The sequence below is a fragment of the Streptomyces sp. NPDC005533 genome (assembly GCF_042871845.1).
Lineage (GTDB): Bacteria > Actinomycetota > Actinomycetes > Streptomycetales > Streptomycetaceae > Streptomyces.
Window position 1 is genome coordinate 1 of record NZ_JBIAJH010000085.1, and the last position, 11,103, is coordinate 11,103.

The 11,103-nt window shown below is 73.1% G+C and carries 11 protein-coding genes; 4 read left to right on the top strand and 7 right to left on the bottom strand.

What is annotated here, in order from left to right; translation table 11 throughout:
- Nucleotides 1–175 precede the first annotated feature (175 nt).
- Together ACFYP3_RS35795 and ACFYP3_RS35800 are read right to left on the bottom strand one after the other, a co-directional pair.
- Nucleotides 176–298: a hypothetical protein gene (locus tag ACFYP3_RS35795; protein WP_388842102.1), complete on the bottom strand. Its 123-nt coding sequence runs from the start codon at nucleotides 296–298 to the stop codon at nucleotides 176–178.
- The gene (locus ACFYP3_RS35800; protein WP_388842104.1) at nucleotides 288–788 is read right to left on the bottom strand and encodes a hypothetical protein; all 501 of its coding nucleotides are present in this window, start codon (nucleotides 786–788) and stop codon (nucleotides 288–290) included. The genes ACFYP3_RS35795 and ACFYP3_RS35800 overlap by 11 nt, the downstream gene beginning before the upstream one ends.
- A gap of 163 nt (nucleotides 789–951) precedes the next feature.
- Here ACFYP3_RS35800 and ACFYP3_RS35805 point away from each other — a divergent pair, with 163 nt between their 5' ends.
- Complete coding sequence (locus ACFYP3_RS35805) at nucleotides 952–1,338, top strand: VOC family protein (protein ID WP_388842105.1); 387 nt, start codon at nucleotides 952–954, stop codon at nucleotides 1,336–1,338.
- Between the two features lie 24 nt (nucleotides 1,339–1,362).
- Here ACFYP3_RS35805 and ACFYP3_RS35810 read toward each other — a convergent pair whose 3' ends face one another.
- The 3 genes from ACFYP3_RS35810 to ACFYP3_RS35820 all read right to left on the bottom strand — a co-directional run bounded on the left by ACFYP3_RS35810 (nucleotide 1,363) and on the right by ACFYP3_RS35820 (nucleotide 5,287).
- Nucleotides 1,363–2,553, bottom strand: coding sequence for a GDSL-type esterase/lipase family protein (locus ACFYP3_RS35810; protein WP_388842107.1), 1,191 nt, complete (start codon nucleotides 2,551–2,553; stop codon nucleotides 1,363–1,365).
- A gap of 280 nt (nucleotides 2,554–2,833) precedes the next feature.
- Nucleotides 2,834–4,453 (bottom strand): malate synthase A, encoded by a 1,620-nt coding sequence (aceB, locus tag ACFYP3_RS35815; protein ID WP_388842109.1) that lies wholly within the window; start codon nucleotides 4,451–4,453, stop codon nucleotides 2,834–2,836.
- A 252-nt stretch (nucleotides 4,454–4,705) separates the two neighbouring features.
- Nucleotides 4,706–5,287, bottom strand: coding sequence for an NTP transferase domain-containing protein (locus ACFYP3_RS35820; protein WP_388842121.1), 582 nt, complete (start codon nucleotides 5,285–5,287; stop codon nucleotides 4,706–4,708).
- Nucleotides 5,288–5,590: 303 nt separating this feature from the next.
- Between ACFYP3_RS35820 and ACFYP3_RS35825 the strand changes: the two genes are divergently transcribed.
- The gene (locus ACFYP3_RS35825) at nucleotides 5,591–7,078 is read left to right on the top strand and encodes a PLP-dependent aminotransferase family protein (RefSeq protein WP_388842111.1); all 1,488 of its coding nucleotides are present in this window, start codon (nucleotides 5,591–5,593) and stop codon (nucleotides 7,076–7,078) included.
- Between the two features lie 53 nt (nucleotides 7,079–7,131).
- Here the strand turns inward: ACFYP3_RS35825 and ACFYP3_RS35830 are convergent, their stop codons facing one another.
- Complete coding sequence (locus tag ACFYP3_RS35830) at nucleotides 7,132–7,767, bottom strand: response regulator (RefSeq protein ID WP_388842113.1); 636 nt, start codon at nucleotides 7,765–7,767, stop codon at nucleotides 7,132–7,134.
- Between the two features lie 2 nt (nucleotides 7,768–7,769).
- Nucleotides 7,770–8,972: a sensor histidine kinase gene (locus tag ACFYP3_RS35835; RefSeq protein WP_388842115.1), complete on the bottom strand. Its 1,203-nt coding sequence runs from the start codon at nucleotides 8,970–8,972 to the stop codon at nucleotides 7,770–7,772.
- Between the two features lie 134 nt (nucleotides 8,973–9,106).
- Between ACFYP3_RS35835 and ACFYP3_RS35840 the strand changes: the two genes are divergently transcribed.
- Nucleotides 9,107–10,192 (top strand): ABC transporter permease, encoded by a 1,086-nt coding sequence (locus tag ACFYP3_RS35840; protein ID WP_388842117.1) that lies wholly within the window; start codon nucleotides 9,107–9,109, stop codon nucleotides 10,190–10,192.
- Entirely contained in the window at nucleotides 10,189–10,908 is a 720-nt protein-coding gene (locus ACFYP3_RS35845; protein ID WP_388842119.1) for an ABC transporter ATP-binding protein, read from the top strand. Before ACFYP3_RS35840 ends, ACFYP3_RS35845 begins: the two co-directional genes overlap by 4 nt.
- Nucleotides 10,909–11,103: the final 195 nt, after the last annotated feature.

Genomic DNA, 11,103 nt, shown 5'->3' on the forward strand with positions numbered 1-11,103 from the left:
GGCCCCTGGCCCCCCCCCCCCCCCCCGGCCCCCCCCCCCGGGGGCCGCCCCCCCCCCCCCCCCCCCCCCCCCCCCCCCCCGGTCGCCCCACACGCCCCCCCCCCCCCCCCCCCCCGGGGGGCCCCCCCCCCCCCCCGGGGGGGGGGGCCGGCCCCACCGCCGTACGCGTGCCCGGTCAGCGTGTCGAGTCGACCGGGGCGGTCCACAGCATCAGGTTGCTCATCAACTCCGCCTGCTCCACGGCGTCGTCGAGGGCGTGGTGCGTGTGGCGGCGCCGCGACAGCAGTTCACGGGGCATCCGGCCCTTGACCGCGGCGCGCAGCGGCACCCGCGCCTTCGTCGCGTAGAGGGTCTTCATGTCCAGGCAGCCGGAGTGGCCGAAGGGGCTGTCCCCGCCGAACCGCATCAGGTACCAGTAGCAGGAAGGTCCAGTCGAAGGGGGCCGGGTAGCCGCACATCACCGGCTGCGCGCCGGCCTCGGCCGACACCTCCCGCACCCAGGTCCGGAACGCGTCCATGGCCGCCGCCGGGTCGGCGCCCTCCCGGACCAGCCGGTCGCGGTCGAGCCCGCTGACGGCGAGCGCCTCGGGCACGTACGCGTCGCTGATCGGCCGCAGCTCGCGGTAGAAGGTCCGCTCCTGCGGATCGGCGGCCGTATACGACGCGCCGTCCTGCCGGCCGGCGACCGCGGCCCCGAAACTGATCATCGAGTAGGGGCCGGGGATGGGTCCGTCGGCCTCGATGTCGACGGAGATGTAGAGGCTGGGACGTGCGGTGCGGGCTGCCATGGGCGAGAGCATGCCAGCCCGCGCCGCGCCGATCACCCGGATTTGCCAGGGGGCGACGCACGGTGAACCGCGCCGGACGGTCCGTGCACCCACCCGTCGGTCGACGGCCGACGCCGTCGGGGGGAGGATGGAGAGCGGGGAGCGTCGGATCGAAGGAACGGTCATGTTCGCAGACACCAAGGCATTCAGCGGATTCTCCGTCGACGACCTCGGCAGGGCCAAGGAGTTCTACGAAGGCACCCTCGGGCTGCGCGTCTCGGAGAACAAGGACATGGGTCTGCTGTCGTTGCTCCTGGCGGGCGACAACACGGTCATGGTCTACCAGAAGGACGATCACGAGCCCGCGAGCTTCACGATCCTCAACTTCCCCGTCGACGACGTCGACCGGGCCGTCGACGAACTGACCGGGCGGGGCGTCCGGTTCGAGCGCTACGAGGGCTTCGACACGGACGCCAAGGGCATCGTCCGGGAGGCGGAAGGCGGGCCCACCATCGCCTGGTTCAAGGACCCGGCGGGCAACGTCCTCTCCGTGCTGGACGCGACGTTCTAGTGCACCTTCCCGCCCCGATCGGCCTTACGGGGCCGGCGTCAGGAACATCCCGCTCTGGTCCCCGCCCGCGGTGTTCTTGCAGCTGAAGCCGGAGCTCGCGGGCTGGGCCACGACCAGGGCGAGGCAGCGGCCGGCCGCCAGCTGGCCGAAGTGGTTCGGGTGCATGGACTCCTGGATCAGGCCCTGCGTCTCGTTGTTGTCGATCCAGCGCGCCCACTCGCTCGTCTTCGCCGAGGCCGGCACCGTGGAGCTCACCTGCTTGCTCGCCTTGGCGCACACCTCACGGCCCTGCATCATGTCCCGCAGGTCCAGGAACTGCACCCCCTTGGCCGCGGCGACCCCCTTGATCCGGTCGGCCATCTGCGGCACGAGCGAGTCCCGCGCCCAGTCCGAGTCCCGGTTCCAGAAGGGGCAGCCGCCCGTGTTGAGACGGCTCCAGTCGCTCTGGGTGTACCGGTTCTCCGCGCCCCGCGGGATCGGCGACGGGTAGGACTGCAGCACGATCCGGTACGAGGAGTCGGCGTACCCGGCCCCGCGCATCACCGCCCGCACCTCGTCCACGGCCTTGCCGACCTTCCCCATGACCGCGTCGATCTTCTGGTCGACCCCGTACTGCTGGTCGTCGTAGCAGTACGAGTTCCAGAGGACGAAGTCGAGCGCGCAGTCCTTGATGATGTCGGCGAAGCCCAGATCGTTGCCGCCGATGGACAGCGCGATGACCTTGACGTCGTGGCTCGCGGCCACCGCGGCGAGCTGGTCCGCCTGCGGCGCCTCGCCCTTGAAGGCGACGCCGCCGTTGGAGGCGCGGAACACGTTGTCCGAAACCGCCCCGGAACAGGCGAGGTTCACGGCGACGTCGGCGATCGCCCCGGCGCTGCGCACCTCGGCGGAGTCGGAGCGGTGGCACCCGCCGGCGGTGGTGCCGTACACCTTGGCGGGATCGTAGGTGCTGCCGCCGACCCAGGCCCGGTCGGTCCCGTTCCGGTTCCCGGTGTTGGTGAGGGCGTTGCCCTTCCAGCGGCCGGCCTCGCCGGAGATGTAGCTGTCGCCCATGGACACCACGGCGGTGGGTCCGGTCCCGGGGCTGGCCGCGGAGGTCCCGGCGCCGCCGGCCATCAGCGCGCCGACGGCGAGCGGCAGGACCAATCCGGCCCCGGTCAGTCGTCGCACCCGACTGCGGTACCGGTCCTTGCTGGCGTTGCGGAATCCGATCACGGCGGAACTCCTGCGTTTTCGGCCATGCCGAAGTCGGCGACGACTGCGTCGCATGGCTGGGAAAGTGGGGGTACCGCCGGCCGGTGGCATCGGAAAGGTGACACGGGCCCACTTGTTACCGCTAGGTACAGTCACGTTACGAACGAGTAACGTCCGATCGGTCGTTCGGGAGTGCGCTCCTCCTGTTGTGGAACGCAAACGGCTCCGCCCCCGCGCCGTGAAGGCGACGGGGGCGGAGCCGGGGGGTTCGGCCGCTGTGCGTTTCAGCCGAATCCGGGGATCAGCCGAGCAGCTGGTCGTACGCGGGGAGCGTGAGGAAGTCCGCGTAGTCCGCGTCCAGGGAGACCTGGAGCAGGAGGTCGTGGGCCTGCTGCCACTTGCCGGCCGTGAAGGCCTCCTCGCCCACCTCGGCGCGGATGGCGGCCAGTTCCTCGGCCGCGATCGTGCGGGTCAGCTCGGCGGTGGCGGTCTCGCCGTTCTCGAACACCACGCCGGCGTTGATCCACTGCCAGATCTGGGAGCGGGAGATCTCGGCGGTGGCCGCGTCCTCCATCAGGCCGAAGATGCCGACGGCGCCGAGGCCCCGCAGCCAGGCCTCGATGTAGCGGATGCCGACCTGGACCGCGTTGCGCAGGCCCTCGTACGTCGGCTTCGCGTCCAGCGAGTCGATCGCGATGAGCTCGCCGGGGGCGACGTGCACGTCCTCGCGCAGCCGGTCCTTCTGGTTCGGCTTCTCGCCGAGGACCGCGTCGAAGGAGGCCATCGCGATCGGCACCAGGTCGGGGTGGGCGACCCAGGAGCCGTCGAAGCCGTCGCCGGCCTCGCGGTCCTTGTCGGCCTTGACCTTCTCGAAGGCGACCTTGTTGACCTCGGCGTCCTTGCGGGACGGGATGAAGGCCGCCATGCCGCCGATGGCGTGCGCGCCGCGCTTGTGGCAGGTGCGGACCAGCAGTTCGGTGTACGCCCGCATGAACGGGGCGGTCATCGTCACCGCGTTGCGGTCCGGCAGGACGAACTTCTCGCCGCCGTCACGGAAGTTCTTCACGATGGAGAAGAGGTAGTCCCAGCGGCCCGCGTTCAGGCCCGCCGCGTGGTCGCGCAGCTCGTAGAGGATCTCCTCCATCTCGTACGCGGCGGTGATCGTCTCGATGAGGACGGTGGCGCGGACGGTGCCCTGCGGGATGCCCACGTAGTCCTGGGCGAAGACGAAGATCTCGTTCCAGAGACGTGCCTCCAGGTGCGACTCCGTCTTCGGCAGGTAGAAGTACGGGCCCTTGCCGAGGTCGATCAGGCGCTTCGCGTTGTGGAAGAAGTACAGGCCGAAGTCCACGAGCGAACCGGAGGCCGGGCCGCCCTCGAACCGCAGGTGGCGCTCCTCCAGGTGCCAGCCGCGCGGCCGCATCACGACGGTGGCGAGCTGGTCGGCGGGCTTCAGGGCGTACGCCTTGCCCGTGCGCGGGTCGGTGAAGTCGATGCGGCGCTCGTAGGCGTCGATGAGGTTGAGCTGGCCGAGGACGACGTTCTCCCAGGTGGGAGCGGAGGCGTCCTCGAAGTCGGCGAGCCAGACCCGGGCGCCCGAGTTCAGGGCGTTGATGGTCATCTTGCGGTCCGTCGGACCGGTGATCTCCACACGACGGTCGTTCAGCGCGGCCGGGGCCGGCGCCACCTTCCAGTCGCCCTCGCGGACCTGTGCGGTCTCCGGGAGGAAGTCGAGGGTGGAGGTCCGGGCGATCTCGGCACGGCGCTCGGCGCGGCGGGCGAGGAGCTCGGCGCGGCGGGGGGCGAACCGCCGGTGGAGCTCGGCCACGAAGGCGAGAGCCGCTTCGGTGAGGACTTCGTCCTGCCGGGGCAGGGGCTCGGCGTCGACGATGGCCAGCGGGGACGGCGCTGGTGCGGACATATCTGTCACTCCTTCAGCGGCGGTGCCTGGCGGCCGCGGGGGAATGCTCGCGCGAGACGGCACGCAGTGCCGTCGGGTGTGGAGAGTTCCGGAATACGGTCGCGGGCGCCGTCTGGGGGTTCAGGGCGCTTCTGACCAGTGGATAGTAATTTCCTCATGGTGGAAGTTCAATGGTTTGTTGATATCGAGATTCTCTGAGTCGACAGATCCACCGTCCCGGTGGCCCTCAGTGCCATCGCCGTCACACCGTGCTCAGAGGAGACGTGCCAGGTCGGGCGGCGTGTCGATGTCGAAGGCCTCCGCGATGTCGGAGCACTCCACCAGCATGAGCTCTTCGGCGTGTCGCGCGAGGTGCACCCGCGCGCCCTTGTCGCCCGTCGCCGTCGCCGCGATGTCGGCCCAGCGGTCGGCCCCGAACAGCACCGGGTGGCCGCGCTCCCCGTCGTAGGCGGCCGCCACCAGGCTCGCGGGGGAGCGGTAGGCCTCGCGGACCCGGGCCACGGCCGCCGGGCCGATGCCCGGCTGGTCCACCAGCGAGACCAGGGCCGCGCGGGCGCCCGTACCGGCCAGCGAGGTGAGTCCGACCCGCAGGGAGGAACCCATCCCCTCCGCCCAGTCCGGGTTGTCCACGACCACGCAGCCGGCCAGGTCGGCCCGCTCGCGGACCTCGGCGGCCGAGGCGCCGAGCACCACGTGCACCGGGCCGCAGCCCGCCTCGCGCAGGACCCGTACGGCGTTCTCGACGAGCGGGCGGCCGCGGTAGGGGAGCAGGGCCTTGGGGCGCCCGCCGAGCCGGCGGCCGCCGCCGGCCGCCAGGAGCAGGCCCGCGATCACGGGCGCATCGGCGGGGGAGCCGAGATCGGAGGGGGAGTCGGAACCGGAGGGGGAGTTGGCTGACATGCCACCGATTCTCGCTCCTGTCCGGAATCCCGTGAGCGCCGCGTGAGCGTGCGGCGCACGGAGTCCAGCACGGCCCCGACGCGCAGCGGCCGGGACACCCTGTTCTCGGCGGCGGCCAGCAGGGCACGTTCGTCACGGTCGGTCAGCATCTCGCCGTCTCCTTGCCAATCGGGGGCCAATACGGCGAGTCTGGTCCTCGATTGGCCTGGCCGTCAGAGCCAATCAGGGGAGGTTGGCATGGCAAACGGGCGAGTGGTCCAGACAGCGGACAGAACCATCGGCAGCCGGCAGCTCGCCGCCCTGCTGCCCGCGGAGGTCCTCGCGCGCCCCGGCTACCGGGCGCTCGCCGACGCCGTCCGCACACTGATCCTCGACGGCCGGATCGCCCTGCACGTCCGGCTGCCCGCCGAACGCGAACTCGCCGAGGCCGTCGGCGCCAGCCGCGCCACCGTCACCGGTGCCTACGACCTGCTGCGCGAGAGCGGCTACGTCCGCAGCCGACGCGGCTCCGGCACCTGGACCGAACTCCCCGACGGCCACCGCCCGGTCGGCGCGCACGCCATCATCGGCGGGATCGGCGGCCGCGCCGACGGCGAACCGGGCATCGACCTCGCCATCGCCGCCATGGGCGCCCCCGAGGGCAGCCTCGCCGAGGCCTTCGCCTGGGCGGCGCCGCGCCTGCCCCGGCTCGCCCGCAGCCCCGGCTACCACCCCTTCGGCCTGCCCGACCTGCGGACCGCCGTCGCCGAGCGGTTCAGCCGGCGGGGGCTGCCCACGCGCCCCGAGCAGATCCTGCTCACCTCCGGCGCCCAGCAGGCCTTCAGCCTGGTCGTCAGCCTGCTCTGCCGGGCCGGGGACCGCGTCGTCACCGAGAACCCCACCTACGCCAACGCCCTCGACGCCCTGCGCCACGCGCGGCTGCGCACCGGTTCCATCGCCGTCTCCGACGCGGGCTGGGACATGGAGATCGCCGAGTCCACCCTGCGCCAGACCGTGCCGAGAATGGCGTACGTGATCCCCGACTTCCACAACCCGACGGGCGCGCTGATGCCGCCGGAGCAGCGGCTGCGGCTGCTCGCGGCGACCCGCGCCACCGGGACCTGGCTGGTCGTCGACGAGACCATCGCCGACATCGCGCTGGACGTGCCCGCGCCTCCGCCGCTGGCCTCCCTCGCCCCCCGCGGCGGCGCGGACCACGTCATCACCATCGGCTCGCTCAGCAAGACGCACTGGGGCGGCCTGCGGGTGGGCTGGGTCCGGGCCAGCGCGAAGATGATCGCCGAACTGACCGCGGTACGGGTCTCGGCCGACATGACCGGCTCGGTCCTCGACCAGCTGGTCGCGCTCCCGCTGATGGCCGACATGGACCGGGCCCTGCCCGCACGCCTGGCCCGGCTGCGGATCCAGCGCGAGGCCCTGGTGCGGGCCCTCCAGCGGCACACCCCCGAATGGTCCTGGAAGGTCCCGCCGGGCGGCCTCTCGCTCTGGGTCGACCTGGGCGAGGCCGTCAGCTCCGCCCTGGCCGAGCGCGCCGCGGCCGCCAGCGTGCACATCGGCCGCGGTGCCCGCTTCGGGGTGGACCCGGGCACCTTCGAACACCGGCTCCGGATCCCCTACACGCTCTCCGCGGACCGCCTGGACGAGGGCGTACGCCGCCTCGCGAGCGTCTTGCACGACGGGATACCCCTGCCGTCGGCGGTGGACCGCCCGCACTGGGTGGCGTAGCGCCGCTCAGCCCCGCGCGCCGCCCCGCTGGCGGGCCCCGCACCGGGACCGGGTCACGGTGTGCGGATCAGCCGGCGGGTGGCGGCGGCGGCGACCGCCGCGGTGCGCGAGTCGACGCCGAGCTTGGCGTAGACGTGCACGAGGTGGGACTTGACCGTGGCCTGGCTGAGGAAGAGCCTCTTCGAGATCTGCTGGTTGGACAGGCCGTCCGCGACCAGCTGCAGCACCTCCAGCTCCCGCTTCGTCAGCGCCTCCGCCGGGGTCCGCATCCGGTCCATCAGGCGCAGTGCGACCGCCGGGGCCAGTGCCGACTGGCCGGCCGCGGCCGTCCGCACCGCCGCCGCCAGCTCCTCCGGCGGGGCGTCCTTGAGCAGGTAGCCCGAGGCGCCCGCCTCCACCGCCGCCAGGATGTCCGCGTCCGTGTCGTACGTGGTCAGCACCAGCACCCGGGGGGAGCCCGGGCGTGCGGTGATCAGGGCCGTCGCCTCCGAGCCGTGCATGCCGGGGCCCGGCCCGAACTGGAGGTCCATCAGGACCACGTCCACCGGCTCGGCGCCCGCCAGCTCCACCGCCCGCTCGGCGGTCGCCGCCTCGGCCACCACCGCGAAGTCCGCCTCCGTGTCCAGGACCGCGCGCAGTCCCGCCCGGACCACCGGATGGTCGTCGGCGAGCAGCAGCCGGATCGTCATCGTCAGACCTCCAGGGGCAGCGGCAGGGTGACGGCCACGGCGGTGCCCTGGCCCGGGTCGGACTCCACGGTGAACAGCCCGCCCAGCGTCTCGGCGCGCGAGCGCATCGCGGGCAGCCCGAAGCCGCCGTCGCCGGAGGCCGAAGCGGCCGAGGAGGGGTCGAAGCCGTGCCCGTCGTCCACGATGTCCAGCGTGACCGAGGCGTCCATGAAGGTCAGGGTGATCTCGGCGCGCCCGGCCCGCGCGTGCCGCACCACATTGGCCAGCGCCGACTGCGCGATCCGCAGCAGCGCCACCTCGTACGGGGTGGGCAGCACCCGCGGGCTGCCGCTCAGCGAGAACCGCACCCGCGGCCCCGGCACCCCCGCGCACAGCCGCTCCAGCGCGGCGGCGAGCGACCCGTGCTCCAGATCCGGCGGGGTCAGGGCCCGTACGAAGCGGCGCGCCTCGGCGAGGTTGTCCTGGGCGGCCTCCCGGGCCCGGGCGATGTGCTCCAGCGCCGGAGCCTCCCGCGGCAGCGCCCGTTCGGCGGCCCGCAGCAGCAGCTGGATGGAGGACAGCCCCTGCGCGAGGGTGTCGTGGATCTCCCGGGCGAGCCGCTCCCGCTCGGCCAGGATCCCCGCGCCCCGTTCGGCCGCGGCCAGCTCGGCCCGGGTGGTGATGAGCTCCTCGATCAGCTCGCGGCGGCGTTCGCTCTCGCGGTACAGCGCCTGGTAGCCGAGGACGGTCGCCACCGCCACGGCTCCGCCCAGCAGCGGCCCCAGGAAGGCCCCGGGGGTCACCGCGGTGCTGTGCGCGAGGAACCCGCCGATGGCCGCGCAGGCGGTCAGTGCGACGGCCGCGACGCCCCAGCGCAGCCGCAGCAGGTGCAGCTCCAGGAAGTACAGGGGGAAGGCGATCCACAGCCCGTCGGGAGAGACCGCCAGCAGCGCCGCCCAGGCCGCGCCGAGCCCGGCCAGCCACACCGCCCCGGCGCGCGGAGAACCGTGCACGGCGGGGGTGCGTACGCCGCCCGCGTAGACGGCGGCCAGCACCGCGCAGGCGGCGATCACCCAGCCGGCGCGGGGCGCGGCGTCGGTCACGGCCCGGCCGGCGGCGAGCGCGAGCAGCCCGAGGAGCAGCGCGTGCAGGCACATCCGCAGCACTTTCGACACCGGGGTGAGGGCGCGGGAGACGGGCAGGAAGGGGGCAGCGGCAGCAGTCATGGCCGGACCAGCGTAAGTCGGGCCCGGCCGGCCCCGGTCAACCGAAAGTTTGATGTACCGGTGCGCCCTTCGACACGAGGATCCCTCCTGTGGCGCGATGCCTTGTGTCCACGCGGAAGACCAAGGTGGGGAACATGTTCGTCGCATGGAGAGATCTACGGTTCGCCAAGGGGCGGTTCGCCCTCATGGGCTCGGTCGTCCTGCTGATCACGCTGCTGGTCGGCCTGCTGTCCGGGCTCACCTCCGGCCTGGCCCGGGAGAACATCTCGGCCATCACCGGCCTGCCCGCCACCCACCTGGCCTTCGCCGCGCCCCCGGGCGACCAGAAGGTGTCCTTCACCAACTCCCAGGTCCCCGAGTCCGCCTGGCTGGCCTGGCGGAAGCAGCCCGGGGTGACCTCCGCGGAGCCGCTCGGCATCCGCACCACCAACGCCGTCTCGGGTGAGCGCACCGCCGCCGTCTCGGTCTTCGGGGTGGACCCCGCCGGCCCGCTCGGGCCGCGGAAGGCGGGCCTCACCCAGGGCCGGGTGGTCCTCGCCGAGAAGGCCGCGAAGGAGCTCGGCGGCCTCACCGCGGGCGCCAGGCTCAGGATCGGCCCGCTCGAACTGACCGTGGCCGCCGTCTCGGGGACCGCCGCCTACAGCCACACCCCGGTCGTCTGGATGGACCTCGACGACTGGCAGCGCATCGGCAACCCCGGCACCTCCGTCGACACCCTCGCCACCGTCGTCGCCGTCTCCGGCGACGGCCTGGACCTCGCCGCCGCCGACGAGGCCGCCGCGACCAGGGCGCAGACCGTCGACGAGGCCTTGGGCGCCATAGGCTCGTACCAGGCCGAGAACGGCTCCCTCCAGCTGATGCGCGGCTTCCTCTTCGTCATCTCCGCCCTGGTGATAGGGGCCTTCTTCACGGTGTGGACCATCCAGCGCAGCGGCGACATCGCCGTCCTGAAGGCACTGGGTGCCTCCACCCCCTACCTGCTGAAGGACGCCCTCGGCCAGGCCGTGGTGATGCTCGCCATCGGCACCGGGCTGGGCACCGCGCTGGCCGCCGGCTTCGGCGGACTGATCAGCGGCGGGAACGTGCCCTTCGTGCTCGACGCCGCCACGGTCCTCGTCCCCGCCGCGATCATGATCGTGCTCGGCGCGCTCGGCGCGGCCCTGTCCATCCGGCGGATCACCGCCGTCGACCCGCTGACCGCCCTCGGGAGCGCCCGATGACCCTGCTCGTCCACGACGTCACGCTCACCTACCCCGACGGCGAGAGCCGGCTCACCGCCCTGGACGACGTCCTCCTGGAGGTGCCCGCCGGCACCCTGACGGCGGTGATCGGCCCCTCGGGCTCCGGCAAGTCCAGCCTGCTCGCGGTCGCCGCCACCCTGGTCACGCCGGACTCCGGCCGGGTCGTCGTCGCAGGCCGGGACACGGCGGGGCTCGGCGCGGCCGAGAAGTCGGCCCTGCGCCGCGAGAAGATCGGGATCGTCTTCCAGCAGCCGAACCTGCTGGCCTCGCTGACGGCCGCCGAACAGCTCCAGGTGATGGCGCACCTCTCCGGGCGGCCCGCCAAGGCCGTGCGCCGCCGCGCGCTGGAGCTGCTGGACGCGGTGGGGCTGGCGGACAAGGCCGACAAGCGGCCGCACCAGCTCTCCGGCGGCCAGCGCCAGCGGGTCAACATCGCCCGCGCCCTGATGAACGAGCCCGCGGTGCTGCTGGTCGACGAGCCGACCAGCGCCCTGGACCACGAGCGCGGCGCCGCCGTGCTCGACCTGCTGGTCACCCTGACCCGCGAGCGATCGACCGCCACGGTCGTGGTCACGCACGACCACGCCCATCTGGAGCGGATGGACCGTACGGCGACGATGGCCGACGGCCGTCTGACGTCCGCCCCGGAGCCGGGCGCCGGACCGGGCGCCCTGAGCGGCGTACGGGCCTCCTGAGCGGCGTACGGGGCCTGCGGGGCCTCGTACGCACCCGGACCCGGTACGCGAAGGCCCCGGCCGCCCCTGCGAGCGAGGGGCGGCCGGGGCCTTCGCGTACAGACGACCTAGTGTGCTGAGTCAGTAATTCGCCGGCAGTACGAGGCGAGGGACTCAAGGATCTGGTCGGCTGTCTTCGTCCAGACGAAAGGCTTG